The sequence below is a fragment of the Snodgrassella sp. ESL0304 genome (genome assembly GCF_013344995.1).
GTDB lineage: Bacteria > Pseudomonadota > Gammaproteobacteria > Burkholderiales > Neisseriaceae > Snodgrassella > Snodgrassella alvi.
Genome location: NZ_JAAEDR010000012.1, coordinates 179,481 through 205,581, shown reverse-complemented (window position 1 = coordinate 205,581; position 26,101 = coordinate 179,481). Strand labels below are relative to the sequence as shown.

Genomic DNA, 26,101 nt, shown 5'->3' with positions numbered 1-26,101 from the left:
ACCATAATCAAAGCCTGAGCAATTCATGCTTGTATATCAGAAATTTTTCCGACTTCATGAGGGTTTAAACGAGCCTCATCTTCCTGCCCCAATCCGACCAGACTGCGTAAACGTGTCATATAATCATTAACATCCAGCCCCTGACCATATCGTTGCGCCTGCCATAAAGTTTCAGCCAGAACTTCTATCATATCGTGTTCCGCTTTTACCCAGTCGCCTGCATACTGCTGACACAAACGCTGATGAATAGCAGCAATCCCGAAAGGCTGATCTATCGCTACCTGCTCCTGTACAGACAAATGTAAAGATAAATGCAGAAACGGATTAGTTTCTCCTTCTTCAGGCCGCCATACCCGGGTTAAATACTGCTCGATATTTTCCAGATAAGGTGCATATTCAGTGTGTGCAGCAATAATTCTCAACGCTTTTTGTTGCAGCGCATCCAGCAACTGCGGCTGCTGACGTTTACGCCAAACATCCGCAAAAAAATGACGTACATCATTAGTATTGACATCATACATAACAGCACTCATTGCAGACAAAATAATGCAAATTATAAAACAATGACCTTATTACTGATAATTTATTACTTCTATCGCAACCAGTTTCTTCTTAATAATCCTTATTTCTGTAACAGCACATATTTTCAAAATAGATTAATAATCGGACATCAATAACTATTCATTAAATTGTATATCAATCAAAATATAGAAAAATTAGCTGATGTATACAGTAATTACTGCTAGCCTTACCGCAGCTGAAATAATAAACAAATCATCGATTTTTTATTTTCTTATAAGCCAGACTCATCCTATCAATTGGCATTATCAGATTGCCAGTACCGTAACTTCATAAAAAGCTGGCAAATAACATACGATATGAGTTAACTGTTTGCACTAAATGTGCTATGGCATACATTTTACCTGTACTGGTGCCGTTGTTCTTTCACAATAAGCTGCCCCCTTCGCATTAAGAACAATGTAATGAGGGATTTTCTCATACGCACAAACTACTGATGGATCCCTTAATGTATCTAGAACCCATACTTCTTTGTTTTTTTTATACTCAGGTACTAATGATGCTTTCATACATACTGGACCATCATATACCATTACTTCAGTAAGTTTATGAATACCATGTCCGTCAGAAAATGTTGGTGGACAACTCACAACAGGTGTCTGAGCATAGCAATTAAATGAAATTAGTCCAAGAAAATAGACTGAAAATAATATCGCATTTTTCTGATTATTCAATAACATAAAATTGATCCCCATCATTAGAAACGTAGCCATGACCCTTAAATTGGATTGAGCGAAAATGTAAAGGTACGCTATTCCATTGATCATAAACATTTATAGCGGCAGCTGTTCGACTAATATAAATTGCAGTATGGTCATAAAATTTACCATTATTATTGAATGCTGCTATATCTGTAACATATTGAATATTAATTATTTCCTTTAACCCTGGTGCCTTTTTCCAAAAACAAACATGTAGTGCTTTTGCAAAATATTTGACTACAGCAACACATTCATGCAAGTGATTCTCCAACCCAAATTCCATGCTCTTTAAACTCCTCAATTGATAATAATTTATCATTTTCTTCGGAAGTGAAGATTATTTTTCTGGGAAAAGAACCGGTAGCATAGATAACTATGCAAAATCACCAAAAAAAAGTATAATTGCCAGACCATCTGGGGGCGACCTTGGTTTCGACGGGGGTTGCAAAGCAGATGCGTGCATACCGGGGTCTCAGATTCCCGTTAAACACTGAATTTATATAGTCGCAAACGACGAAACTTACGCTTTAGCCGCTTAAGGCTAAACGTTGCAGCGGTTCGCCAATGGGCCGTGTGAGGCAACTCACCGCAACGACATTTACATTGGCTGGTTTAATGTCGTGTTGTCTGGCATTAAACAAGATTTATGGCAACTGGTTTACAAACAGCCTGTCTGTCGGCGGTTTGTGAATAAGATTCGAAGTTGGCAAGACTAAGTATGTAGATCGCTCTGTAGAGGACTTTCGGACGGGGGTTCGATTCCCCCCGCCTCCACCAGTCTTTCTATTTTTATTTCAAATTCTTTCTAATTTCTAAATATCTATATATTACAACCTGTCAAAAGTTATAAATATAAAGTTTCATTTCTTTGAAATGCAAAAAAGCTCCCTTGCGGGAACTTGTGTAATCAGCTGTTTAAGGTTAAGCATACCTGTTAATTTTTAAGAATTATAACATATTTTATGATTTAGTCAATAATATTTAAAAAATAAATTATATAATTAATCTTGCTAGACTTTTATCCAATAAACTAATAATCAAAATTATATTATTAAACAAAAATATACATACTGTTACCAGAAAAATATATCGTTTTATAATTATTTTTATATATAAAAAACTTTAATCAACTGATTTAATCTGATCTTTTTAGCTTGAAAAAAGCAAAAAAATAATTTAAATCAGATAAATTATCGCTATAATTATAAAAATATTTATAAAATTTCAAAATGAGGATAATCCTTACTGGTTTTCCAGTCTCCGCCCCAGATTATCTTCACTCCAAGTTCAGCAGCCGCTTGCTTCATTGCCAGCGCAATAGTCTGGAATTTGTTCAAATCAGTCCAGTCAACAGGATATGGAACCAGATCCACAGCTTTGCCTGTAACATGCTTACTGGCATAAGGATTATTTAACCAGGTCACCTTACTTAAATTTGGCTGAGCATATTTTACCGGTATTCCTTTCTGGCTGCATTGTTGTGCGGTTCGCCCCTTACCATAATTAATACAGCATTGCTCACGCGAACGCACCCCTTCAGTTACCATAAAATCCTGATTTGTTATCTGTATAGCCCGCTTTACCACGTTGGTCAGGCTGCAATTGACTCCATACAAACGCTGTAAGGATCGGTTACTTAATTTATACATATTTATCACTCAAAAAAAGCAGCCCAAAGGCTGCTTGATTTATATTTATTCTTTTGTTGATTTATCATTACCAACAAACTCTTCTGCTTTTTTACTAACAATATTCATTATGCGTTGTGCCAGTTTCGGTGCAGCAGCTTTAAATGCATCAAGAAACGATGTAGTTGACATTCCTGCAAATACACCAACTCCGGCAAAAAGCCATGGATGATTCTGTGGAAAAAAATAATCAGTTATTGCCGCAGCAAAAATCATTCCCAACAAGACAAATAAAATTGTCATAAACCAACCATAGCGTTTGTAATCTGTAACCAGTAAAGAACCAGCCAGCCCACCTACCAGCGCAAATAAAATACAGACGGAAAAAGCATCTTTTAAAAACTCCATACTTTATCGTCCTTTATATTTAGAATCTTCAATCCGTTTAGCGTAGTTGATCAAATTTCTCCCCGCCAGAGCACATACCACAGCCAGCACAGGATAAGTTGTCATTCCAGTTGTTAATGGTGGATAAGAGGCCCAGAAAGTAGCTGAAATTACAGCCCATATTAGTGCTGAAAAAATCAGCAAATATCCAGACAATACACTGCACCGATTAGACTTAAATATTGCAATAACCAGCTGTGTTAAAGCCACACCTATCAGTAACACAGACAGAGTTAAAGGATGCAATAGCAAAAAACCTTTATACAGTTTCAGATGAAAAACTTCGCTGCCACCCAAAATAAATATGCCAGCAAAACCTATCATAACCAGCGCACTGGTAACAGTAATCACTCTTGTACCTGTATCAAACAACCATCTTTGTAATTTATCTGGTAAAAATCTTAAATCTAACAGTGAATAAAGTAATTGAAATACCAATTCCACATTTTTCATAAATCTTCCATCAAATCCTCAAAAACAAAAAACCGGCTGAAAGCCGGCTTTAATACCAATAGTTTATAAATATCTATTTATAATCATAAATATAAATAAATATCTTCCAATATATTTTTAATCTTTTATGAAATTTAAAATACAATTTAATAATATAAAACTATATTTTATATTCATAATCCTGATTTAAATCGTTTGTAATATTGCGAAATATCTTTAACAAATTAGCCATACCTTTAATTTTATAAAGCATGGCTAAAACTCAGTGAAAATTAAAATACCTCTTCAGCCTGAATGTTTACATCAATTTAGCGAGGTATTCACGTGCTGATTCCTTGGCAGGAGAATCCGGTATTTTTTCAAATAAAGGTAAGAAAGCTTTATGACATTTATTAAAAATGCTATCCATACCATAGCCAAATTCATGAATTTGAGATTCATATTTACTACCCAGGATACGGAAAGCAGGTAATAAATGTTCATACATCAAACGCATTTTCTGAGAACAAACAAATGATTCATATAAATTTACCAGACTTTGTACCGAAACATGAATTTCGTCTGAACAGTTTTTTGTAACTTCCTTACTGTTAAAATTAACTTTTTTAACAGCAACCCGGCTTAAAAGGCAAATTACATCAATAAATTTAGATGATGGGACTTTTTCATAGCTGACACCATAACGTGTGCGTACAGCCTGCCATAATGTCATAGCCAGTTCAGTCTGTTTTTCAGGTTCAACAGACATTACCAGCTGTTTGTGCAAAGTCTTGATCATGGTAATCTGTGCCGGTAACAATCCAGAAGCGCCATTTTCTTTAACCAATCCAGGTCGGCCACGCTTTTTAGCTACTCTTGATTTACGCCAATGTGAATGAATGGCTTGAGAACACTCATTCTGATACACCCCAACCAATTCCTTCAAATTGTCTTTTACTTTTTTCGGATTAATGCTTTGCAACCAGTTAGTCAGTTTTTTTAACGGAATAACCAGAATTTTTTTAGTGCCACTTTTGTTTGGTATAGATAAAAATCCACAACCATATTTTTGGTAGCAGCCTTTTAATTTACGATGCTGGGTTGACCAATCCAGTCCAATCCCCTGCACCACGGATTTCATGCAAACGTAAATAGTATTTTTGACCTTGACAGTAGCCAAACTACTCCCATGAAAAGAAACAAATGTGATATCATTATCCATTCAAAACTCCTTAAATTAGTCTTGGGTTTTGTTTATTTAATACCTCATAGGTGGCAGCCTTTGAGGTATTTCCTTTTTAAAAATAAATTCTATGTATCTAAATTTTAGTTTTTCAATTTTAACCTTATACAAATTAACCAATATTTAATAAAATATATTTACAAACTATATAATAAGTTGATTAGCTGTTTTAACTTTATGTAAGTTTAAGGTAATATAAACTTAATTGGTTATTAAAATAACCATTTAAAAGCTATAACTTCTATGAATATCCAGATGAAATCTGTATCATTAAATGATATTGAATTAATCGGCCAAATCATTTACAGAGGAGGCTTCTTATAGACTCTTTAATTACAACCTCAATATTTATAATAAATGTTTTCATGAGATATTGAGTCGAGTACTAGAAATGTGCATTCGACTTAATATATAAATATAAAATTCTAAAAAATATTAATAAATTGACTTTTATGAATTACTGTCAATTTGAAAATTTCAACATTTATATATCTTATATTTTAAAATACAAATATTTAATCTATTTTATAAATATTCAATTTCAATTTATTAATATATAAATATTAAACTAAAATTAAATATAAAATAATTAATTAGATACTACTTTAAAAATAAAATATAAGCTGAGCTATAAACCTGCTTTAATTTTACTCATTCAATAACGAAATAAAAAATTTAACTTAATAGCAAAAGGAAGTGAAAACGCTATCTCAAGACGCAAAAAAGCTCCCTTTCGGGAACTTTAATTATCAGCTGTTTAAGGTTAAGCATACCTATAAAATATAAATGTATTATAATCATTGTAAACTAATTGTCAAGAAGAAAACCGAAAATATTTTTTAAAATCTGATTGTGTTTTCATTTCTTGCCAAAAAAGCCACAAACTTTGTTCAATTGACTCATTCCAGTCCTTACTGGAATAACGTCTACGCTGATTACGTTTGATTGTATTTTGGTTCTGACGTTTATATAAAGGACTTAATTTACAGTATTTACTGGATAATAAAGCAAAAGCTTCACGATTTTTGTAAAACAGATTTCCCATAGATGCTTTTACCATATCATACACTTCTGGCTGATAAGTAGGATAAAGTGTCTGCTGAACTTTTTTTTCCGGTGTATGTGCCTGATATTTCCACTCTATACTTCGGCAATGCCCTTTTTTGATTGTGTCTCTCATGCAATATTCATAAGCGCGCAATACATTTTCCGCCAGATCTACTTCAAATTTATAGTCTTTCATAGATATACCTTAATCTAATAAATATGCTATTTGATTTTATTTTACAATAAATGGTTTAATTTATTATATTTTTCAATTAGGAATTAATATTTAAAATATACACTCAGATTAATATTGGTTAAATATTTTTTTGTAAAATCATATGATTCCTTTTTTATATAATAGATATTCCTTATAAATTAAATTATGCATTTGTATTATCATATAATTTAATAAATATATCTTTACTTATGCCTTAAATAAAATTGATTATAATTAATAGAAGCCATAATTATCTATTAAAATTGTCATAATAATAAGTCTATAACTAATAAAATGCAAATCATTGCCTAATTATGAAACCACTAAATAAGATTAGGTATAAACTAAGGGTTAATTATGTATACTGGTAAAAAATTAGGTGAGGCAATTAAATCGGCGATTGAACTCAAAGGCGTCCGCAAAGCGGATGTAGCTCGTGCATTTGGAATCAAGCCGCCTTCAGTAACTAGTTGGATCCAGACTGGTCGTGTAGATAAAACACATATTGACAAGCTGGTTTCATATTTTGCCGATGTTGTTCAACCTGAGCATTTTGGTATTGGTTCATTTGAAACTAACGAAATTTTGTTTAATGGTTATAAAGTGCCCTTACTATCATGGGTAGATGCTAACAAACAGCTGGACAAAAATGCTCTAACAGAAAGCAATATTATCTGGGTACCAACACTACGCAAACCTGGAAACCAAGCATTTGCACTTGAAGTTAAAGGTGATAGCATGGAACCTGAATTTACTACAGGCGACAGAATTATTGTTGATCCAGAGCATTCTGTAAAAAATGGCTGTTTTGTTATTGTGCGTGAAAATGACAGCGAAGCCATGTTTAAGCAGTATATCAGTGAGGGTAGCTATCATTATTTGAAACCACTTAATAATCGCTACCCGATTATTAAAATGTCTGATAACTTTTATATTTGCGGGGTTGTCATAGAAAAATTTAAAATATATATCTAAAAATTTGACTTGTTTATTGCTAATTTTTGAATACTTATAGCATTAAATGAATAAACATAGAAAAATATTTATTACTAGCTTAGATATTTTGGAACCAAGGAAATTATCCCCTACCAATCTGAAAAAATCAAGATTAATTAAAATGAATTTTATTCATATAAATTCATATTTTCTGCAAATCAGTTTAATATAAATCAGCACAATGCGTAAAATTAATTCCGTCTTATTATGTGTTAATAAATTTTAATTTTACAATAAATATTTAAAATCAAAATATTATTTTTATAGCAAAATGGATGAATCAATTATCACTAAAGAATTGAACTATTAATAGCAAATTTGTGCAGCGTTTTTTATTGGTAATTATGACCATACTAGCTCTGATTAACTCTTAATACTTTACTAGTTAATATATAGCTCTAAATATTAATAGTAGCATATAGCATAGTTGTTACTATTTTTTAATAAAATGTGATGGGATTATAATTAAGCCAATATTTGATAACAAATCTGAAGCCTATAATAAATTCGATAACACTTTAAAATATAATATAACCGCTCATTTATGATGAATTATAAACAAATCTTTATATAAATTTATATTAAATAAATGATAAAATTAGGCTATTGAAGCATTATTACAAATGTGATAAATTTTGACTTTTATTCAGAAAGTGATCCATGACCACATTCGGCGAACGTCTGGCTAAGCTTCGTGAGGGTAAAAATCTTTCACAGGCTAAATTAGCAAAAATGGCAGGCGTTCCACAAAGTACAATAGCTCAAATTGAAACAGGCAGAAATAAAAGCACCAAAAAAATCATAGAGCTTGCAGAGGTTCTTGATACCACACCGAATTACTTATTAAACGGTGTAAAGGACTTAAGCGTCGTTCCGTTATCCTCTGAAATTGGTAGTTATTCTGACAAAAATATTAGTAACAGTATTGGGGCATATGTGAAGATTCCATATTATGATATTAGTTTATCTGCAGGTATGGGTAACGCAACCTGGATAGTTCGTGATACTCAAGATAAATTGCTTTTCAGAGAAAGCTGGTTACAAAGAAAGGGGCTTGATGAGTCATCTCTTAAAGCAATGTATGTCCGTGGCGAATCTATGGAGCCATTACTCTATGACATGGATACAATTTTGTTAAACATAAATGATCTGGAAATTGTAGATGGCGGTGTATATGCAATAATCTATAAAAACAGATTATATATAAAAGAATTACGCAACACAGAAAATGGTATAGATATTATTAGCTATCATCGTGACTATGAAACTATGCATGTTACACAGGAAACATATGATCAATTCAAAGTGCTTGGTAAGATGGTCTGGCGAGGAGGTTAAAAGTCTAAATTCATACCGCTATCCAATAGCGGTTTTTTTTACGTCATTCAATCACAAAATTAATCTTTAAAACATATAATAATCAAATAATTATAAAATTTACACTTAAATTATCACAAAAATGATTGCAAATATTTAATTACAATTGTAATATATACACATGGAAAAAGTTAAGAAACCAATGGCTTTAACATTAAACAAAACTTTAAAAAGGAAGAAATTTATGACGGAACTAATTACTCTTTTTCATAAACTTAGGTTAAATAACTTTTGTATATTTTATTTGTTAATTATTTTCTAAATAGACTTTAGCCAAAACAGAATTAAAGTGAGTTTAAAAACTACAGCATATTTGTCACATATAAGTATGTTTCAGTTTTTAGAACTTGGTAATAGCAAATTTTTTATTACTACCACTTAATCATATTTTCAAGGAGCTAATTATGTTGGAAATTGTCAAACCTTCAAGCGAGAGAATTACATATCCGGTAGCTCGCAGAGATCCGGAATATGGATTTATTGTTTTGTTTTTTTCTGAAAGCCATGGAGTAGTTATTTCTACAACTGAAGAAAATGAGTACAACATCGGTGACACATCTCTTAGTTGGTTATCTTGTAAAAATAGTGATGATTGGGAACCAATCGATATAACCATTTCTGGCTAAAATCAACTGTTATAAGTACTGAGAACATAATAAAATTAGATTTGAATAAAATTAATACACTTACCTTATTTTGATTAAAACATAAATAAGAATTTAAATAAATACATAAAAATATTAATTTATTAATTAATAAAAGCATGATGAAATAGTATATTTGCCAAAACACATAAGCAGGTCTACAAAGGAGAAACATTGATAAATTATTGATTATCATGTAGGTTAATTTTTTGACTACCTTTATCAGTATCAAATTCTTTTAATCATCTGAAAAATTGTGATAGTCAGTATTTAATAAAGAGAAACATGAGGAAATCAAACGAGGAAAAAAATAAGAAAAAAGTTATGAACAGTAAAGAATATAATCCTATAAGCGCTGTTATATGAGAGGCATAGTAATGATTAACAATAAAATAACTTTACGCCATTTTACAGACGAGGAACTGATTAACTATGTATGGCAAAATAGTGAAAAATTTACCAACACCTGTTTAGAAACAGAACTTTGTAAAAGCCTGGATAATCGTCTGAATTGGATAAATCCGCTGCTATTACAGCAATATGGCTATGCAGATTGTAGTGCTTTAATAGCAGATCTGGATATGCTTGCCCGACTACGCAACTACTTTTACCCTAATATTGAATAATAAAATAAATAAAAAGATATATGAATACATTCATTGTATCAGCTGCTAAAATTCTTTATGACATAATCGTAAATTTCTATGAAATAAACCCAACTGATTAAATGCTATCCATGATATAAGACTAATTACTGTTGATCTTAAATATAATAATAAATTATATAAGCAAAATTTATATAAATAATGATAATATGTTTTATTAATTGTCAGAATTCTTCTTAATTTAAAGGAATTTCTATGTGGCTGAAATTTAAAAAATGTTTTTTAATATTCGCAGTTGTAGAAATAGTTACTTCATGTAGCCATATAATTGAAAACTCACTAGATACAAAATCATCTACTCATGCATCAGATACCATACCTGACAATAAACGGATGATAAATAACAAGGATATTCAACCACCAATTTCACAGGAAACCATATCTGATATCTCTGTATCAGATTTATTAAAAAATTTACCCGATTATACATCTGATAGCTACGCCGCCGATCGAGGTGTCTTCAAAAAAGTAAATATTTATGACAGTTATGCAGCAATTAATCCCAATGCTTTCAAAAAGGTAAATGTTGACAAGTACGGCAAAAGGCTAAAGGCAAAATATCAGCTCAAGCTGAATACAGATAATATTGCAAGCTTGAAACATAATACTACATATCTTGATAACCTGAATATTTCTACGATATTAAAAGAAAGGTTATACAAAGCATATCCTGATAGTAAATATAAACTTGAGTTAGACGCTGCTGTAAAGAATATAGCTGCTTCATTATCTGATAGAAATAATTTTTTTATAAATAACTCAGATCAATTCGAATATCAATTTCTTCCAATGGTAAGCGATTTCTATTTTGATTCAAACGGAAAATTCATTAGTATAAGCTATCGTATTAAGATTCAAATAGAAATCAAAAATATAAACAAACCAATAAAAATAATTGTACCAATAGTATTCAGAGCCAAAAAAATATAATTATCTGAATTAATACTTTAAGCCGGTATGCACTGCATACCGGCTGTTTGATCCTGACAAATTATTCAGAGGAGATAATCTGAATTTAAATCCAATAATATAAATCAGACAAAAATATCTGACCCGTTTTTTAATATCCTCATAACCAGCTAAGCTGGTTTAACAAACGCTAAACCGCCTGCAAATACTGACGCCAGCGAGCAACCTGTGCGCGTACCTGAACCGGCGCAGTACCGCCAATATGATTACGGGCAAGAAGACTGCCCTCAGGAGAAAGTACCTGATAAACGTCTTCTTCTATCAAGCCGGAGAAAGACTGTAATATATCCAGCGGTAACTCACTTAATTCCCGTTGCTGCTCTTCTGCCAGTCGGACAGCACGTGCAACGACCTCATGACTATCGCGAAAAGGTAAACCTTTTTTAACCAGATAATCAGCCAGGTCTGTTGCTGTTGCAAAACCTTGCAAAACTGCCGCACGCATATTTGCAGGTTTAACGCTAACACCTCGCATCATCTCTGCGTAAATACGCAAAGTATCTGTCAAAGTATCAACTGTATCAAAAAGCGGCTCCTTATCTTCCTGATTATCTTTGTTGTATGCCAGTGGCTGTGATTTCATTAAAGTAATCAGCCCCATCAGATGTCCTACAACTCTTGCGCTTTTTCCACGTACAAGCTCAGGTACATCAGGATTCTTTTTCTGCGGCATGATACTGGAACCAGTACAGAACCGGTCGGCAATGTCAATAAAGCCAAAACGCGGACTCATCCAGTAAATTAATTCTTCACTCAGACGGGAAAGATGTACCATCAGAATGGATGCTGCAGCAGTAAACTCAATGGCAAAATCGCGATCAGACACTGCATCCAGAGAATTCTGGCAAATTTCTTCAAAACCAAGTAATTGAGCAGTTATCTCGCGTTGAATAGGAAATGTCGTTCCGGCCAGAGCAGCCGCACCCAATGGCATACGGTTTACACGATGACGGCAGTCCAGCATCCGTTCACTATCACGTCCCAGCATTTCCACATATGCCAGCATATGATGGCCGAAGCTTACAGGCTGAGCTACCTGCATATGAGTAAAGCCTGGCATCACCACTTCTGCATTTTTATCTGCCAGATCAACCAAAGCAGATTGTAAATCTTTAATTAACAGAACAATACTGTCTATTTCATCACGCAACCACAAACGAATATCCGTAGCAACCTGGTCATTACGACTACGTCCTGTATGTAAACGTTTACCGGCATCCCCTACTTTCTGAGTCAGTAAATGTTCCACATTCATATGAACATCTTCCAGATCTACTGACCAGTCAATTTTACCGGCAGCAATTTCTGCCAGGATTTCCTGCATACCGGTTTTAATTGCTGCAAGATCTTCTGCACTAAGCACGCCAGACTGATGCAGCATCTGTGCATGCGCCAGAGAACCCTGAATATCACATTGTGCCAAACGTTTATCAAAAGTTATTGATGCTGTGTACTGTTTAACCAGTTCACTTACCGGTTCATGAAAACGGCCTGACCAGGCTTTTTCACTCATACTTGCTCTCCACTATAACTCAACAATATTCAAAAAATTTACTAACTGCAGATTATAACCACTAGCCTGACATCATTTGCCTCTGTCATATAAAGACAATAGTCGCTACCGTGCTTTTTCTGATCACAATACACCCTGGGCACGCTCAGCATGAAAGCGTGTTTGAAAATCTTCGAATTTACCAGCTTCAATAGCCAGACGCATTTCTGCAGTCAGTATCTGATAATAGCGCAAATTATGTATCGTATTTAACTGTGCACCCAGAATCTCACTCACACGCTGTAAATGATGCAGATAAGCCCTGCTGAAATTGCGACATGTGTAACAGTCACAGCTTTCGTCCAGCGGACGCTGGTCATGCCGGTATATGGCATTTCGGATTTTTACATCACCAAAACGGGTAAACAGCCAGCCATTACGCGCATTGCGGGTAGGCATAACACAATCAAACATATCAATGCCGCATGCCACACCGTATACCAAATCTTCAGGTGTACCTACTCCCATCAGATAATGTGGTTTATGTGCCGGAAGTTTAGGTCCGATAGCACGCAAAATACGGTACATTTCAGGTTTTGGCTCACCCACAGACAGCCCGCCTACAGATAATCCGGGAAAACCAATTTCCTCCAGTCCGGCCAGTGATTGTTCGCGCAGATCCTCGTACATTCCACCCTGAACAATACCGAATAAAGCATTCGGATTATTCAGGCGTTCAAACTCATTTTTACTGCGTTCAGCCCAGCGCAAACTCATTTGCAGAGATTTTTCGGCTTCTCTGGCATCTACATTTCCGTCAGGACACTCATCCAGCTGCATGACAATATCTGAATTGAGTACCGTCTGAATTTGCATAGAAATTTCAGGAGACAAAAACAGCTTGTCGCCATTAATGGGACTGCGGAAAGTACAGCCTTCTTCTGTTAATTTACGCATTTGTGCCAGTGAAAATACCTGAAAACCACCGGAGTCTGTCAGTATTGGCCGGTTCCAGCCAATAAAATCATGTAACCCGCCAAAATCACGGATAACATCGAGTCCGGGTCTGAGCCACAGATGAAAAGTATTGCCCAGAATAATCTGTGCCTTGATTTCTTCCAGATTACGCGGCGACATAGCCTTAACTGAACCGTATGTTCCTACCGGCATAAATACTGGTGTTTCCACCGTACCATGATTCAACTCCAGAGTACCACGACGCGCAAAGCCATCCGTGCGCTTTAAAGAAAATTTCAGCATATTAAATAATTCAGAGGCAAAAATTATGACAGAATATATTATTATAGCCTAAAGCACCACATTTCGCCGACCAAGCATTGCCAAGCAAAATCCAAATCGCTAAAATAAATTATTTGACAGAAGCAAAAGTGCACTTAAGTAACTTTGGCTTCTATTTACCCTTATAAATATAATCAAAAGCAGCCATTTGATTTTCTCACTTGTATCAAGCGAGTCTGGTCTGTTGTTTGTGGAGTATGCATGCTGAACATCACCCTGCCTGACGGTTCTGTCCGTCAGTTTGAAGCGCCATTAAGCATAGCTGACATTGCCGCTTCCATAGGTGCAGGCTTAGCCAAAGCCGCAATTGCCGGTAAAATTAACGGTAAACTGGTAGATACATGTGATCAGGTAACAGAAGATGCACAAGTCAGCATTATTACAGCCAAAGATAAAGAAGGTGTCGAAATCATTCGTCACTCCTGTGCACATCTGGTTGGTCATGCTGTTAAGCAATTGTATCCGGAAGCCAAAATGGTTATCGGGCCGGTAATTGAAGACGGCTTTTATTATGACATCTGGTACGAGCGCCCATTTACACCCGAAGATATTGCTGCAATTGAAACTCGCATGAAAGAATTGATTGCACAAAATTATGATGTAATTAAAAAAGTTACCCCTCGCGAAGAGGTAATTAATGTATTTAAGCAGCGTCATGAAGATTATAAGCTGCGCCTGATTGAAGATATGCCCGATGAAAAAGCTATGGGTCTGTATTACCATCAGGAATATGTAGATATGTGTCGCGGACCACATGTCCCTAATACTCGCTTCCTCAAGAATTTCAAACTGACCAAGCTTTCAGGTGCCTACTGGCGCGGCGATGCTAAAAATGAACAGCTGCAACGTATTTACGGCACAGCCTGGGCCAGTAAAGAAGATCTGAATGCTTACATCCAGCGTATTGAAGAAGCAGAGAAACGCGATCACCGCAAACTGGCAAAACAAATGGATTTATTCCATTTGCAGGATGAAGCACCGGGTATGGTATTCTGGCATCCCAAAGGCTGGTCACTGTGGCAGGTTATTGAACAGCATATGCGTCGCGAGCTGTCTGCTGCCGGCTATCAGGAAATCAAAACACCCATGATTATGGATCGCACATTATGGGAAAAATCCGGTCACTGGGATAACTACAAAGAAAACATGTTTATTACTGAATCAGAAAAACGTGTTTATGCTGTAAAACCCATGAACTGCCCTGGTCACATCCAGATTTTTAATCAGGGGCTGCGCTCATATCGTGATTTACCGCTGCGTCTCGCTGAATTTGGTTCTTGCCATCGTAATGAACCATCTGGTGCCCTGCATGGCCTGATGCGCGTACGCGGCTTTACTCAGGATGATGCGCATATATTCTGTACCGAAGATCAGATTGTCAGTGAAGCAAAAGCATTCAATGAGCTGGTAATGCGTATTTACCGTCAGTTCGAATTCAATGATGTAGCGGTTAAATTATCCTTGCGTCCGGAAAAGCGCGCTGGCTCTGACGCCATCTGGGACAAAGCTGAACAAGGACTGCGTGATGCACTGACAGCCTGTGGTGTAACCTGGGAAGAACTGCCCGGAGAAGGCGCTTTCTACGGACCTAAAGTAGAGTACCATATTAAGGATGCATTAGGCCGCTCATGGCAGTGCGGTACCATTCAGCTGGATTTCGTTCTTCCGGAACGTCTGGGTGCAGAATATGTAACAGAAGAAAACGGACGAGCCCGTCCGGTAATGCTGCATCGCGCCATTCTAGGTTCACTGGAACGCTTTATCGGCATCCTGATTGAACATCATGCAGGTGCATTTCCACTGTGGCTGGCACCTGTACAAATGGTAATCATGAATATTACTGAATCACAAACCGAATATTGTCAGCAACTTGCCACGCGATTAACCGCAGAAGGATTCCGCGTGCATTTAGACTTGCGTAATGAGAAAATTGGATACAAAATCCGAGATAACAGTACGCAACGCCTACCCTATCAACTAGTTATAGGCGAGAAAGAAAAACAGGACAACAAGGTTGCCGTTCGCAAACGCGGCGGTGAAGATCTTGGTCAGATGGATATTGAAACATTCATTAGCCAGCTGAAACAAGAAGCCTTGTCTCTTCATTAAACCGTGAATAAGGAGTACGACCATCGCTCAAGAACGCGAAGCACGCATCAACGGTGAAATCACCATTAAAGAAGTGCGTTTGATTGGTCCAACTGGCGAACAGTTGGGTGTAGTATCGACTCAGCAAGCCCTGAAACTGGCCGAAGAGCACGATGTAGATCTGGTGGAAATTGCCCCCACAGCCAAACCGCCCGTCTGCAAATTAATGGATTTCGGTAAATTCAAATACGAGCAATCCAAAAAACGCGACGAGCAACGCAAAAAGCAGAAACAGGTACAGGTTAAGGAAATTAAATTCCGGCCTGGTACCGATGAAGGTGACTATCAGATTAAATTGCGTAACATTGTTCGCTTTTTGACTGACGGTGATAAAGTAAAAGTTACCTTACGTTTCCGCGGACGCGAAATGGCACATCAGCATCTGGGCGCAGAACTACTCAAGCGTATTCAGGCTGATTTAATCGAAATTGGTACCGTTGAGCAGTTTCCAAAAATGGAAGGTCGCCAGATGGTAATGATTATTGCAACGAAGAAAAAATAATCATTAACCGGAATTTCAGCCTGTCTTAAAAAAGTCTCATTTTATCTCAGTAAAATGAGACTTTTCATTTTATTAAAAACACAAATAATAACTTAACAAATTCGGGTGTGCCTGGCTATAAGTTATTATCGCTATATTGTCTTAGCAGTACAGGTATATTATAATCCGCTTCTTGTGCATCGCCGCTGTGCATGAATCAAATTTTAAGCGGCAAAAACCGTGGTGTGCGGGTTAAAGTGCTGAATTCAGCCACCCCTCGCCTGATCAAACAACAATGGAGTTTTCCCATGCCGAAAATGAAATCCAAATCAAGCGCGAAAAAACGCTTTAAAGTATTGGGTAACGGTGGTGTAAAACGCGCTCATGCGTTCAAACGTCACATTCTGACGAAAAAAACCACCAAAAACAAACGTCAATTGCGTGGCACCTCTATGGTGAATGAACGCGATATGGCTTCTGTTCATAAAATGTTACCCTACGCTTAAGGAGTTTAAATTATGCCTCGCGTAAAACGTGGTGTTACCGCTCGTGCACGTCATAAAAAAGTTTTAGCGTTAGCCAAAGGCTATCGTGGTCGTCGTAAAAACGTCTATCGCATTGCCAAACAGGCAGTAATGAAAGCCGGTCAGTATGCTTATCGTGACCGTCGTCAGCGTAAACGTCAGTTCCGTCAGTTGTGGATCGTTCGTATTAATGCAGCAGCCCGTCAGAATGGTTTGTCTTACAGCAAATTCATGAATGGCCTGAAAAAAGCTGCCATTGTTATTGACCGCAAAGTACTGGCTGATCTGGCTGTATTCGATCAGGCTGCATTTGCTCAATTGGCAGCACAGGCAAAAGCTGCTTTGGCCTAACAGACAAAAAGCTTAGCAAAAAGGAAACTTCGGTTTCCTTTTTTTGTATTTCTGCTTTAGTAAAAAATTTCCATCATTGTTCCATCAATATTTAGCATTGTTGAACAGATGAATTTCGCGCTAAAATAATCTTTTAGTACATATTTTATTATAAATTGTTATATAGCTCATTTAAGATCTGATATACGGTAATCGATAAAATACAGCTGCCATATTCAGCAAAACTAAAGAGCATCAAAACATTTTTTCATTATATTTTAAGTAAAGAATCTTGTTATGGAAAATGCCAACCGCATCGTTGCCGAAGGCATCGCTGCTGTTAATTCAGCCATTGATTTACCTGCATTAGAATTAGTAAAAGCCCGCTATCTTGGTAAAACAGGTGAATTGAATGCTTTATTAAAAACATTGGGTAAAATGTCGCCAGAAGAACGCAAAACAACTGGCGCACATATCAATGAGTGTAAAAACCAATTTCAGGATGCATACAACCGACAACGTGATGCATTAAATGAGGCAAAACTTCAGCAGCAACTGGCGGCAGAAGCGCTGGATGTCACCCTGCCCGGACGCGGACAAAATCTCGGGGGTTTGCATCCGGTTACCCTTACTTTGCAGCGTATAGTAGAACTGTTTCATAGCATGGGTTTTACTGTAGCAGACGGACCGGAAATAGAAGATGATTTTCATAACTTTCAGGCTTTAAATATTCCGCCAAATCATCCGGCCCGTGCTATGCAGGACACTTTTTATGTAGAAAATGGTAACGTACTGCGCACCCATACATCTCCTATCCAGATTCGTTACATGCTGGATAAAAAAGAGCCTCCGATTCGCATTATTGCTCCCGGACGTGTATACCGCGTCGATTCAGATGCAACACATTCTCCCATGTTCCATCAGGCTGAAGGATTATGGATAGAAGAAGGCGTTACTATGGCCGATCTGAAAGCAGTCTTTACAGACTTTATTCGCCGTTTCTTTGAGCGCGATGATTTACAGGTACGTTTTCGCCCTTCCTTCTTCCCGTTTACAGAACCTTCAGCAGAAATTGACATCATGGGTGAACGCGGCTGGCTGGAGGTAGGCGGCTGCGGCATGGTACACCCCAATGTATTAAAAAATGTCAATATAGATGCAGAAAAATATACAGGTTTTGCCTTTGGCATCGGTCTGGATCGCTTTGCCATGCTTCGCTATGGCATTAATGATTTACGCCTGTTTTTTGATAATGACCTGAATTTTCTTAAACAATTTCAGGATTAAGATTACTGATCATATAACTGACAGGTAATACTGAGCGGACTAAATCCCGTAAATATAGCGATTAAATAGTTAGATTTTACATTCAGCCAGTTATCAATTACTGATTGTACAGAACACCGGATAGCGCATTAAAAATGAATCTCTCAGATTTAACCGACCGGAAACTGCCAGAAAATTATTTAGTCCAATTAAGTAACCTGAACTAATTTCATTGATCAAAGATATTAATTCCAAAAGTAAAAAAAGCGTTTGTAAGGCTTTATAATCGTGTCACTGAGCATGCCTGAATCAGCCTCCGAACTTTTGGATTAAACCGAAACAGAATATATACTGGAAGCATCATGCAATTTTCTCAAAATTGGTTATATTCATGGATTAACCCTGAATTATCTGCACAAGAGCTGGCACATTTATTAACCATGGCCGGACTGGAAGTAGAAGAAACCACCCTGGCTGCCCCTCCATTTCATGGGGTGGTCATCGCAGAAGTTAAATCTGTAATCAGACATCCGGATGCAGACCGTCTCAATATTACACAGGTTGATGCCGGTACAGGAGAACTGATACAAATCGTTTGCGGTGCTCCTAATGTACAACCGGGAATCAAAGTACCTTGTGCATTAGCTGGTGCTGTCTTACCGGGTGATTTCAAAATCAAACCAACAAAAATGCGCGGACAAGTCTCTAACGGAATGCTGTGTTCTGCTAAAGAATTAGGTTTACAAGATGAAGTAAACGGCTTACTGATTCTGCCTGCCGATGCACCAGTCGGCAATAATATCCGCGATTATCTCAATCTGGATGATGTTCTGCAAACCTTAAAAATCACACCTAACAGAGCAGACTGCCTGAGTATAAAAGGCATAGCACGTGAGGTAGGTGCTTTAACCCAGAAACCACAAAATCCAATAGAGATTGTTACTAATCCATCAACACTGGATGCCAGCCAGCCTGTCACCATCGAAGCACCGGAAGACTGTGGCCGCTTTATTAGCCGGATAATTCGCGGAATTAATATTAATGCTGTAACGCCTGCATGGTTAAAACAGCGGCTCGAACGCAGTGGCCTGCGTAGCATTAATCCTCTGGTTGATATAGGTAACTATGTCATGCTTGAGCTGGGTCAGCCAATGCATATGTTTGACGAAGATAAAATCTCCGGCAAACTGATCGTGCGCCGTGCCCATGAAGGTGAAACACTGGAATGTCTCAATGATAAAACCGTAACTCTAAGCAGTAACACATTGGTAGTAGCTGATGAAAAACAGGTTCTGAGTATTGCCGGATTAATGGGTGGTGTTGACAGCTCAGTAACAGACAGTACGCGTAATGTTGTGATTGAAAGCGCATGGTTTACCCCGGATATCATTGCCGGAAAAGCACGGCAGTATGGGTTCGGTTCAGATTCATCATTCCGTTTTGAACGCGGAGTAGACTTTAATTTACAACAACAAGCCATTGAACGGGCAACTACGCTGATAAAAGAAATCTGTGGCGGTGAAATTGGTGCAATTACAGAAGCAACCGGTAATCTGCCTGCAGTTAAACAGGTAAAAGTACGTACAGCAAGAGTAGCAAAAGTATTAGGCGTTGCCATTGATTCAGCCAGAATTGCCATTATCCTGCAGCATTTAGGACTGGAGCCACAAGCTTGTGAAGATGGCTTTATTGTTACCTCACCCAGCTTCCGTTTTGATATTGAAATCGAAGCCGACTTGATAGAAGAAATTGGCCGCGTGTATGGTTATGAAAATATTCCCAATGATCATACCAATGGCAAATTGAATATGGTAGCTTTGCCGGAAACACAAAAGCCACTGTTTAGTGTTTACCATCAACTGGCTAATAGCGGCTATCAGGAAGTAGTCAGCTACGCATTTGTAGAAGAAGCATGGGAACGCGATCTGGCCGGTAATACTGATCCGATTCGTTTACTAAATCCGATAGCAAGTCAGCTCAGCGTTATGCGCTCTACTCTGTTTGGCGGCCTGATTGAAATATTACACAATAATCTGAACCGTAAACAAAACAGAGTACGATTATTTGAAGTAGCACGTGTATTTCATAAACAAAACCAGCAATATACACAAACCACAAAAATTGCTGGTCTGGCTTATGGTTCTGTCTTTCCTGAGCAATGGGCAGTACCCACTCGCAACACCGATTTCTATGATGTCAAAAATGATGTTGCAGGCCTGTTAAGTGCGCATAAAGTAAATTATCGCGCGGCACAGCATCCTGCACTCCATCCTGGCAGAACCGCTGAAACTATCATTGATAATAAAGTAGTTGGTGTTATTGGTGAATTGCATCCGCGCTGGACACAGAAATACGACCTGCCCTTGTCGCCTATTTTATTTGAGCTTGATTTAAGTGCTGTTCTGGCACAAGCCAGGATTACTTATCAGCCAGTATCTAAATTCCAACCGGTACGGCGTGATCTGGCCTTTATCATCTCCGAACAAACTACTGCTGAAGAGCTGATCAATGTGTTGTCTACTGTGAAACATCCAGCCATTCAGGAAATATCTGTTTTTGATGTTTATCGCGGTAAAGGTATGGCGGAAAATACGAAAAGTCTGGCGGTCAAAATTATTTTACAAAGTACAGAACAAACCTTAACTGATGAAGAAGTTGAAGAAATAATGACAAAACTCATTGATACAGCAGCCACAATTGGTGCACAATTACGTACTTAAAAAATTCAAACTGGGCAATTTGCCTAGTTAAAAATTTACATACTTGAAAACAAAAACTAATTTAGGGATAATAATGCCCTCTTTAATGAAAGAAATTCTGATATGACGCTGACAAAAGCTGAACTTGCTGATATTCTAGTTGAAAAAGTTGCCGGCATGAGCAAACATGATGCCAAAGAAATTGTTGAACTATTCTTTGAAGAAATTCGCAGTACTCTTGAAAAGGGCGAACAAATTAAAATTTCCGGCTTTGGTAATTTCCAGTTGCGTGATAAACCGCAACGTCCGGGACGTAATCCCAAAACTGGGGAAGAAGTACCTATTTCTGCCAGACGCGTTGTTACTTTCCACGCATCACAAAAATTAAAAGGTATGGTTGATCACTATAATGGAAAACAAGCCTAAGCAGTTGTTACCCATACCAGCACAGCGGTATTTTACTCTCGAAGAGCTATGCCGCCTTGCAGACATCAGTGCCGAGCAATTCTCTGTCTGGCAACAGACACATGGCATTATTGTAGGCTATGGCGGTAAGCACTATACCCGTGCTGATGTGATTAAAGTCAGACAATTGCGCGACAGCTTTACACCATATATAGACCCATTTACACGTAATCAGGTAGATGCTGATGGTAATCCCGTCATTAATGCACTGGAAACCCGTCAGCAAATTGAAAAAGTAGTAGATAACCTGAATAGTGTACTTGCTAAGTAATACGATTACTTTTATAATCGCTTCCTTTACAAAGTCGGAGTGTGGCGCAGTCTGGTAGCGCACTTGCATGGGGTGCAAGGGGTCGAAGGTTCGAATCCTTTCACTCCGACCAAAATAAATAAAAATACAGCCAGTCAGGCTGTATTTTTATTTTAACAATTTCACATATCGTTCGATACTGAATAAATTTATTATCGAAATACTCTAACCGCCTCATCACCATCAAATGTAGTAGAAAACCGAATATAACCAACCTCTTTTAATTGACATAATAATTCATAGGCAATAATAAAATCCGAAGATTTATTTTCAACCATCTGAATTTGCAAAGCCTGTACACGCGGTTCATATTTTAATAAAGTTAAAGTGATATATTTCTGCAATACAGACAAGCTGGAGGGTAAATGACGATAAATAATGCTTAAATCAGGTAACCCGTAATCAGGTATATGTTTCACACTTCCTCGACGCGTATTTAATATGCGCTCGATATTATTCATAACACTATAAATATAGCGTTCTTTAGGATCCAGACTATCAAACGGAACATCTCCAGAAAAATTTAAAGTAATTTTTTCCAATAAAGACGCATCAATCATAATAAATTTATTTACGCTTTCATAATATGAAATAATTATTTAGGTTTATTTAGTAAATAACCATCAGAATATTTTACTATTAGTACATCAATTATTTATGACATACTACACACTACTTCTTGACATCAGGTAATATTTTTTGCACCTTCTTCCCTATATTTTCCTGAGCTTTTTGTTTACCCTGCTGTTGCAATTTATCCAGCTGTTCCTGCATAGCCTGCTGAGCTTTTTTGGCCAACTCCTCCTGTTTTTTCTTTTCTTTTGATGCTTTTTTCTCCGCTTTCTCTGTTTTTTTCTGTGCTTTCTCTGCTTTTTTTTGCTGCTTAAGTAAATCCTTAACCTGTTTTTTAGATTTTAACTGAGCCTGAGCACCGTCCACCAGAATATAATTATTTCTAAATAATTTTAAATTATCTATAGGAATTAGTATTTTCCATGTTTTATTATCAGACTCTGGTTTATTAAAGAAAAACACTAATCCAAGATATTGTGTTTTACTATCTATATCTCCTTTTATATTCTGTGTATCAAAAGGATAAATCATACGTATATCTTTTTTTACCAGTTCGTCAGCAAGAGCATTGTCTGAATTAGTAAGTAAATCATAATAACTTGCCTGATTAAATAGATTATCACTATTTAACTGAAAGATTGCCATTCTGAAAGTATTTTGCTGTGAATTATCGGTCTGATTTAAAAGATGCGCAGAAACCACCCTGAAATCATAATGATAATGTTTTAACTCAACTGCATCTTTACCTACCTTGCGTGCATCCTCATAGCCTTGTTGCAATAATCCACAACCAGATAATCCTGCTAGTAAAATTAATACAGCCAAGAAACGAAAATTCATCTATAACACTCCAAGAAAAATCGAAAATAGCATACCGGTTTCTGGCTGACCAGCAGTAACACCAGCTCTGAGTTGCTGGGGATTACTACCATTTAATTGTGCCTGTGGTAATAAGTCGGCATTGATTTTCGCTACCAGCTCTACATCCAGAGTACATCCCACATATTTCCTGATTAAGGTCTTCAAAACCGTTCTCAAAGGCTGATCTTCATAAAGTAAATTTAATATTGCATAATCATTAAGTTGTACAGATACTCTTATTCGGCTGTTGGCATCGTACAAAAAGCGGCCCAGCACTGCAGTATCAAAAGCTATTCCCTCACCTATGGATCGTTGCGGTACAGGATATCTAACAGCAATAAACTCATCTATAACTACTTCACTGGCGGCAGGAAGTACATAATGAACAATTTCTTTTAAACCAAAAATATTTTTATTTTTTTTATTTAAATTTTTTATAACACCAAGGTAATAACGCGGGTCAATATCTAATTTGCTCTTACCGTGAATTAATGTCAGAAATGCCCGAGAAAGACTATCTGAAGCATCAGGTTGAAACTGAAATTCATAATGAAAACGTTTCCATATCTGATAAAATATAGTCATCATACGGTGATGGAACATATCCAGAAAAGCTACTAGATTTTCCATACCATCTTTTTTTTCAGCACCTTCTGCTATCAACCAGTTTGGCATAACACCGTCAGTACCGATTAATCCCATGAAAGTAGTAAAGACTACTGGTAGCTTGTAATCATATACAGATTCAGGCAAAGCATGCTTTAATTCACTGGCAGGAAAACCAAGATAAGGCCATGCACAAAATTGCAGCGTCAGTTCACTATCACTCTGCAAATCAGGTACGCGTAAGTTAACCTGATGCGACTCCAGTAAATGACAAAACTGAAAAAAATTATAGGCTTCTGGCGCCAGCATTAATCGATTGAATAAACTGGCATTCATAAAATTTTTTCATCCACGCTTACTGGCCAGCTAAAAATCATTGCTTCTGGCTGCAATATGACATTTACCTTTATAGCCAGATTTAATTGTGCATAAGCTATTAAATAACAGTTCAGTACATAAGCAAATAAAGCAGCATCTGCTTCATTGATAAATCCGGTACTATCCAGTTCGATATCAATTACTAGGCATCTAATCATCATACCATGATGCATAATATGTTGAATTTCAGTTTGAACAGAGCTAATAGCTGCTATATTTTTTTCATTTGCTGCTGCTGTTGACCAGTTCAATAAGCGCAAGCTATTTTTCAGGGTGCCGGTATCTAAGGTAGCCAGATAATTATTACTCATCTCAAACAATAACTGCCATTGCTGATTTTTATAATCAGGCGGATAATGTAAAGCAGTAGGTATCATTACCATCTGAGCATTTTTTACGCCTAGCACAGGTGAATGCAGGCTTAGTATTTTATTATATTTAGTTATCTGACGAGGCAGATTACCATTAGCACCAAGAATACTGATAGAAAAAATCTCTTCTTCTCCGGATTGCATTTCACCACTAAAAGTAATGAAATTATCATATTTATTACCGATTCCCTGACGTGTACGGATATAATAATAAGGTCTGTCCTTTTCAAGAATACTTAGCTGACGTTTGCCGTGCTTAAACTCATTAAAGGGCAAATAATACTTTCTGTTACCACTTATCTGACTAAATGACTCCACTTCGGTAACCCCACACACAGTTACCTGATCTGGAACTGAAAACATAGGTGATAGCCTATACTCAGTATGCAAAGGAGAACGCACAACCGGTTCTGCCTCCAAATCAAACAGATTAATTACAGGTACACAAAACAATTTTAAATAATTGCGGTTAAATACCAGCTCCAGAGGAAAATCGCGATTTAAATGAAAATTTATCAATAATTCATGTTTATCATTATTGAAATCTTTTCCACTCAGATTATTTAATTGAAAAAAAAGAAACTTTTCTTTAAAGAGAAAATATTCCATCAATAAATTATGTTCATTTGCCTGATAGTTCTGCAACCATGTAACTGAATTATAATTAAAATTTGTTCGATGCAGTTTTATTTTATCGCTGATAATGTTTAAATTTTCATCAACAGTAATATGTGACAAATAATTTATTAAGTAATGATAAATACTCAGTCTGGTTTCTATTTCACCAACAAGATGAAATTTGAGGGAAAAATTATCCGGTAAGCGAATATTCTGACCCGCGTCTGTTTGACGTAGCTGCAAACGTAACTGAATAACTGATTGCCCGAGATCATTGTGAACAAGACGGAAATCATTTATTTCAACAGGATAAATATCAACTGATTGAGTTGTCCGGTACTCACACGATATACCTGTATCAGAATCAACAGCAGTCTGCAATATTAAACCTGCGGGAATATGCTGATCATTCGTATAAATCTCTTCATTTAACATTAATTGCACTATCGACATGGAGGCAATAGGCTGAAGATGATGTGGCCACAGCAATGCTAATGAGCTTTCAGTTAACTCAGGCATATCATCATCAATTTTTTGATACAATTTTGCAGTTAAAAAAGCAAATCCTTCAAATAGCCGCTCAACCATCGGATCCCGCTCAAGAGAATCCTGCATTTTTAAATACTGTGCTGCATCAGGATGAACCTCTGCAAAATCCTGTCCAGCCTCTTTCAGATAACGCATTTCCGCTTCATAATAACGCAGAATATTGTCTTTTTTTTCCATATTTTTCAC

27 protein-coding genes, 1 tRNA gene and 1 other RNA gene are annotated in these 26,101 nt (G+C 36.7%); 15 read left to right on the top strand and 14 right to left on the bottom strand.

The window, feature by feature from the left end:
• Positions 1–23 precede the first annotated feature (23 nt).
• From GYX91_RS04475 to GYX91_RS04465, 3 genes are all read right to left on the bottom strand, one after another.
• The gene (locus GYX91_RS04475) at positions 24–521 is read right to left on the bottom strand and encodes a DUF1841 family protein (RefSeq protein WP_174830040.1); all 498 of its coding nucleotides are present in this window, start codon (positions 519–521) and stop codon (positions 24–26) included.
• Positions 522–905: 384 nt separating this feature from the next.
• Positions 906–1,259 carry an STY0301 family protein gene (locus GYX91_RS04470; RefSeq protein ID WP_084551596.1) on the bottom strand — a complete coding sequence of 118 codons (354 nt, stop codon included), beginning with the start codon at positions 1,257–1,259 and terminating at the stop codon, positions 906–908.
• A complete protein-coding gene (locus GYX91_RS04465; protein ID WP_174830039.1) occupies positions 1,246–1,563 on the bottom strand; it encodes a BPSL0067 family protein in 318 nt (105 codons plus the stop codon). Before GYX91_RS04465 ends, GYX91_RS04470 begins: the two co-directional genes overlap by 14 nt.
• A 133-nt stretch (positions 1,564–1,696) precedes the next feature.
• Here GYX91_RS04465 and ssrA point away from each other — a divergent pair.
• Positions 1,697–2,057, top strand: a transfer-messenger RNA (tmRNA) gene (ssrA, locus tag GYX91_RS04460).
• A 437-nt stretch (positions 2,058–2,494) separates the two neighbouring features.
• On the opposite strand, the gene GYX91_RS04455 is transcribed toward ssrA, so the two are convergent.
• The 5 genes from GYX91_RS04455 to GYX91_RS04435 form a co-directional block, all read right to left on the bottom strand.
• Positions 2,495–2,929 carry a M15 family metallopeptidase gene (locus GYX91_RS04455; RefSeq protein ID WP_078474177.1) on the bottom strand — a complete coding sequence of 145 codons (435 nt, stop codon included), beginning with the start codon at positions 2,927–2,929 and terminating at the stop codon, positions 2,495–2,497.
• Between the two features lie 45 nt (positions 2,930–2,974).
• The gene (locus GYX91_RS04450) at positions 2,975–3,316 is read right to left on the bottom strand and encodes a hypothetical protein (RefSeq protein WP_084549714.1); all 342 of its coding nucleotides are present in this window, start codon (positions 3,314–3,316) and stop codon (positions 2,975–2,977) included.
• A gap of 3 nt (positions 3,317–3,319) precedes the next feature.
• Positions 3,320–3,808 (bottom strand): hypothetical protein, encoded by a 489-nt coding sequence (locus GYX91_RS04445; protein ID WP_078474179.1) that lies wholly within the window; start codon positions 3,806–3,808, stop codon positions 3,320–3,322.
• A 298-nt stretch (positions 3,809–4,106) separates the two neighbouring features.
• Positions 4,107–5,009 carry a phage antirepressor N-terminal domain-containing protein gene (locus GYX91_RS04440; protein WP_174830038.1) on the bottom strand — a complete coding sequence of 301 codons (903 nt, stop codon included), beginning with the start codon at positions 5,007–5,009 and terminating at the stop codon, positions 4,107–4,109.
• 835 nt (positions 5,010–5,844) lie between these two features.
• Complete coding sequence (locus GYX91_RS04435; RefSeq protein ID WP_110414151.1) at positions 5,845–6,273, bottom strand: hypothetical protein; 429 nt, start codon at positions 6,271–6,273, stop codon at positions 5,845–5,847.
• A 378-nt stretch (positions 6,274–6,651) separates the two neighbouring features.
• Here GYX91_RS04435 and GYX91_RS04430 point away from each other — a divergent pair, with 378 nt between their 5' ends.
• The 5 genes from GYX91_RS04430 (at position 6,652) to GYX91_RS04410 (ending at position 10,906) form a co-directional block, all read left to right on the top strand.
• The gene (locus GYX91_RS04430; protein ID WP_174830037.1) at positions 6,652–7,269 is read left to right on the top strand and encodes a LexA family transcriptional regulator; all 618 of its coding nucleotides are present in this window, start codon (positions 6,652–6,654) and stop codon (positions 7,267–7,269) included.
• A gap of 681 nt (positions 7,270–7,950) precedes the next feature.
• Positions 7,951–8,628, top strand: coding sequence for a LexA family transcriptional regulator (locus GYX91_RS04425; RefSeq protein WP_078474570.1), 678 nt, complete (start codon positions 7,951–7,953; stop codon positions 8,626–8,628).
• A gap of 443 nt (positions 8,629–9,071) precedes the next feature.
• Positions 9,072–9,293: a hypothetical protein gene (locus GYX91_RS04420; RefSeq protein ID WP_078474571.1), complete on the top strand. Its 222-nt coding sequence runs from the start codon at positions 9,072–9,074 to the stop codon at positions 9,291–9,293.
• Between the two features lie 395 nt (positions 9,294–9,688).
• Positions 9,689–9,937 carry a hypothetical protein gene (locus tag GYX91_RS04415; protein ID WP_174830036.1) on the top strand — a complete coding sequence of 83 codons (249 nt, stop codon included), beginning with the start codon at positions 9,689–9,691 and terminating at the stop codon, positions 9,935–9,937.
• 234 nt (positions 9,938–10,171) lie between these two features.
• On the top strand, positions 10,172–10,906 hold the full coding sequence (locus tag GYX91_RS04410; RefSeq protein WP_084552749.1) for a hypothetical protein: 735 nt from the start codon (positions 10,172–10,174) through the stop codon (positions 10,904–10,906).
• A 169-nt stretch (positions 10,907–11,075) separates the two neighbouring features.
• Here GYX91_RS04410 and argH read toward each other — a convergent pair whose 3' ends face one another.
• Both argH and tgt read right to left on the bottom strand, forming a co-directional pair.
• Positions 11,076–12,458, bottom strand: a complete 1,383-nt coding sequence (argH, locus tag GYX91_RS04405) for an argininosuccinate lyase (RefSeq protein WP_084552748.1) — start codon at positions 12,456–12,458, stop codon at positions 11,076–11,078.
• A 123-nt stretch (positions 12,459–12,581) separates the two neighbouring features.
• Positions 12,582–13,697, bottom strand: a complete 1,116-nt coding sequence (gene tgt / locus GYX91_RS04400; protein WP_174830035.1) for a tRNA guanosine(34) transglycosylase Tgt — start codon at positions 13,695–13,697, stop codon at positions 12,582–12,584.
• A 240-nt stretch (positions 13,698–13,937) separates the two neighbouring features.
• On the opposite strand from tgt, the gene thrS reads away from it, so the two are divergent.
• The 9 genes from thrS to GYX91_RS04355 all read left to right on the top strand — a co-directional run bounded on the left by thrS (position 13,938) and on the right by GYX91_RS04355 (position 22,032).
• On the top strand, positions 13,938–15,845 hold the full coding sequence (gene thrS, locus GYX91_RS04395; RefSeq protein WP_078474576.1) for a threonine--tRNA ligase: 1,908 nt from the start codon (positions 13,938–13,940) through the stop codon (positions 15,843–15,845).
• Between the two features lie 22 nt (positions 15,846–15,867).
• Positions 15,868–16,386: a translation initiation factor IF-3 gene (gene infC / locus GYX91_RS04390; protein WP_110414147.1), complete on the top strand. Its 519-nt coding sequence runs from the start codon at positions 15,868–15,870 to the stop codon at positions 16,384–16,386.
• A 287-nt stretch (positions 16,387–16,673) separates the two neighbouring features.
• Entirely contained in the window at positions 16,674–16,871 is a 198-nt protein-coding gene (gene rpmI / locus GYX91_RS04385) for a 50S ribosomal protein L35 (RefSeq protein ID WP_025330522.1), read from the top strand.
• Positions 16,872–16,883: 12 nt separating this feature from the next.
• Positions 16,884–17,240: a 50S ribosomal protein L20 gene (rplT, locus tag GYX91_RS04380; RefSeq protein WP_025330521.1), complete on the top strand. Its 357-nt coding sequence runs from the start codon at positions 16,884–16,886 to the stop codon at positions 17,238–17,240.
• A gap of 276 nt (positions 17,241–17,516) precedes the next feature.
• Positions 17,517–18,506 carry a phenylalanine--tRNA ligase subunit alpha gene (gene pheS / locus GYX91_RS04375; protein ID WP_078474578.1) on the top strand — a complete coding sequence of 330 codons (990 nt, stop codon included), beginning with the start codon at positions 17,517–17,519 and terminating at the stop codon, positions 18,504–18,506.
• 341 nt (positions 18,507–18,847) lie between these two features.
• Positions 18,848–21,205, top strand: a complete 2,358-nt coding sequence (gene pheT, locus GYX91_RS04370) for a phenylalanine--tRNA ligase subunit beta (protein ID WP_174830034.1) — start codon at positions 18,848–18,850, stop codon at positions 21,203–21,205.
• A gap of 102 nt (positions 21,206–21,307) precedes the next feature.
• A complete protein-coding gene (locus tag GYX91_RS04365; RefSeq protein ID WP_025330518.1) occupies positions 21,308–21,610 on the top strand; it encodes an integration host factor subunit alpha in 303 nt (100 codons plus the stop codon).
• Positions 21,594–21,920, top strand: coding sequence for a hypothetical protein (locus GYX91_RS04360; RefSeq protein WP_078474580.1), 327 nt, complete (start codon positions 21,594–21,596; stop codon positions 21,918–21,920). Before GYX91_RS04365 ends, GYX91_RS04360 begins: the two co-directional genes overlap by 17 nt.
• A 35-nt stretch (positions 21,921–21,955) precedes the next feature.
• Positions 21,956–22,032, top strand: a tRNA-Pro gene (locus tag GYX91_RS04355).
• Positions 22,033–22,111: 79 nt separating this feature from the next.
• Here the strand turns inward: GYX91_RS04355 and tssE are convergent.
• From tssE to tssF, 4 genes are all read right to left on the bottom strand, one after another.
• On the bottom strand, positions 22,112–22,519 hold the full coding sequence (gene tssE, locus GYX91_RS04350; RefSeq protein ID WP_084550793.1) for a type VI secretion system baseplate subunit TssE: 408 nt from the start codon (positions 22,517–22,519) through the stop codon (positions 22,112–22,114).
• A 112-nt stretch (positions 22,520–22,631) separates the two neighbouring features.
• Positions 22,632–23,372, bottom strand: coding sequence for a type VI secretion system lipoprotein TssJ (gene tssJ, locus GYX91_RS04345; RefSeq protein ID WP_078474582.1), 741 nt, complete (start codon positions 23,370–23,372; stop codon positions 22,632–22,634).
• Positions 23,373–24,335 carry a type VI secretion system baseplate subunit TssG gene (locus GYX91_RS04340; protein ID WP_084585984.1) on the bottom strand — a complete coding sequence of 321 codons (963 nt, stop codon included), beginning with the start codon at positions 24,333–24,335 and terminating at the stop codon, positions 23,373–23,375.
• The gene (tssF, locus tag GYX91_RS04335; RefSeq protein WP_174830033.1) at positions 24,332–26,092 is read right to left on the bottom strand and encodes a type VI secretion system baseplate subunit TssF; all 1,761 of its coding nucleotides are present in this window, start codon (positions 26,090–26,092) and stop codon (positions 24,332–24,334) included. Before tssF ends, GYX91_RS04340 begins: the two co-directional genes overlap by 4 nt.
• Positions 26,093–26,101: the final 9 nt, after the last annotated feature.

Excerpts from the sequence above, each read along its gene's own strand:
- GYX91_RS04475 (WP_174830040.1), bottom strand. The coding sequence starts at position 521 with ATGTATGATGTCAATACTAATGATGTACGTCATTTTTTTGCGGATGTT.
- GYX91_RS04470 (WP_084551596.1), bottom strand. The coding sequence starts at position 1,259 with ATGTTATTGAATAATCAGAAAAATGCGATATTATTTTCAGTCTATTTT.
- GYX91_RS04465 (WP_174830039.1), bottom strand. The coding sequence starts at position 1,563 with ATGGAATTTGGGTTGGAGAATCACTTGCATGAATGTGTTGCTGTAGTC.
- GYX91_RS04455 (WP_078474177.1), bottom strand. The coding sequence starts at position 2,929 with ATGTATAAATTAAGTAACCGATCCTTACAGCGTTTGTATGGAGTCAAT.
- GYX91_RS04450 (WP_084549714.1), bottom strand. The coding sequence starts at position 3,316 with ATGGAGTTTTTAAAAGATGCTTTTTCCGTCTGTATTTTATTTGCGCTG.
- GYX91_RS04445 (WP_078474179.1), bottom strand. The coding sequence starts at position 3,808 with ATGAAAAATGTGGAATTGGTATTTCAATTACTTTATTCACTGTTAGAT.
- GYX91_RS04440 (WP_174830038.1), bottom strand. The coding sequence starts at position 5,009 with ATGGATAATGATATCACATTTGTTTCTTTTCATGGGAGTAGTTTGGCT.
- GYX91_RS04435 (WP_110414151.1), bottom strand. The coding sequence starts at position 6,273 with ATGAAAGACTATAAATTTGAAGTAGATCTGGCGGAAAATGTATTGCGC.
- GYX91_RS04430 (WP_174830037.1), top strand. The coding sequence starts at position 6,652 with ATGTATACTGGTAAAAAATTAGGTGAGGCAATTAAATCGGCGATTGAA.
- GYX91_RS04425 (WP_078474570.1), top strand. The coding sequence starts at position 7,951 with ATGACCACATTCGGCGAACGTCTGGCTAAGCTTCGTGAGGGTAAAAAT.
- GYX91_RS04420 (WP_078474571.1), top strand. The coding sequence starts at position 9,072 with ATGTTGGAAATTGTCAAACCTTCAAGCGAGAGAATTACATATCCGGTA.
- GYX91_RS04415 (WP_174830036.1), top strand. The coding sequence starts at position 9,689 with ATGATTAACAATAAAATAACTTTACGCCATTTTACAGACGAGGAACTG.
- GYX91_RS04410 (WP_084552749.1), top strand. The coding sequence starts at position 10,172 with ATGTGGCTGAAATTTAAAAAATGTTTTTTAATATTCGCAGTTGTAGAA.
- argH (WP_084552748.1), bottom strand. The coding sequence starts at position 12,458 with ATGAGTGAAAAAGCCTGGTCAGGCCGTTTTCATGAACCGGTAAGTGAA.
- tgt (WP_174830035.1), bottom strand. The coding sequence starts at position 13,697 with ATGCTGAAATTTTCTTTAAAGCGCACGGATGGCTTTGCGCGTCGTGGT.
- thrS (WP_078474576.1), top strand. The coding sequence starts at position 13,938 with ATGCTGAACATCACCCTGCCTGACGGTTCTGTCCGTCAGTTTGAAGCG.
- rpmI (WP_025330522.1), top strand. The coding sequence starts at position 16,674 with ATGCCGAAAATGAAATCCAAATCAAGCGCGAAAAAACGCTTTAAAGTA.
- rplT (WP_025330521.1), top strand. The coding sequence starts at position 16,884 with ATGCCTCGCGTAAAACGTGGTGTTACCGCTCGTGCACGTCATAAAAAA.
- pheS (WP_078474578.1), top strand. The coding sequence starts at position 17,517 with ATGGAAAATGCCAACCGCATCGTTGCCGAAGGCATCGCTGCTGTTAAT.
- pheT (WP_174830034.1), top strand. The coding sequence starts at position 18,848 with ATGCAATTTTCTCAAAATTGGTTATATTCATGGATTAACCCTGAATTA.
- GYX91_RS04365 (WP_025330518.1), top strand. The coding sequence starts at position 21,308 with ATGACGCTGACAAAAGCTGAACTTGCTGATATTCTAGTTGAAAAAGTT.
- GYX91_RS04360 (WP_078474580.1), top strand. The coding sequence starts at position 21,594 with ATGGAAAACAAGCCTAAGCAGTTGTTACCCATACCAGCACAGCGGTAT.
- tssE (WP_084550793.1), bottom strand. The coding sequence starts at position 22,519 with ATGATTGATGCGTCTTTATTGGAAAAAATTACTTTAAATTTTTCTGGA.
- tssJ (WP_078474582.1), bottom strand. The coding sequence starts at position 23,372 with ATGAATTTTCGTTTCTTGGCTGTATTAATTTTACTAGCAGGATTATCT.
- GYX91_RS04340 (WP_084585984.1), bottom strand. The coding sequence starts at position 24,335 with ATGAATGCCAGTTTATTCAATCGATTAATGCTGGCGCCAGAAGCCTAT.
- tssF (WP_174830033.1), bottom strand. The coding sequence starts at position 26,092 with ATGGAAAAAAAAGACAATATTCTGCGTTATTATGAAGCGGAAATGCGT.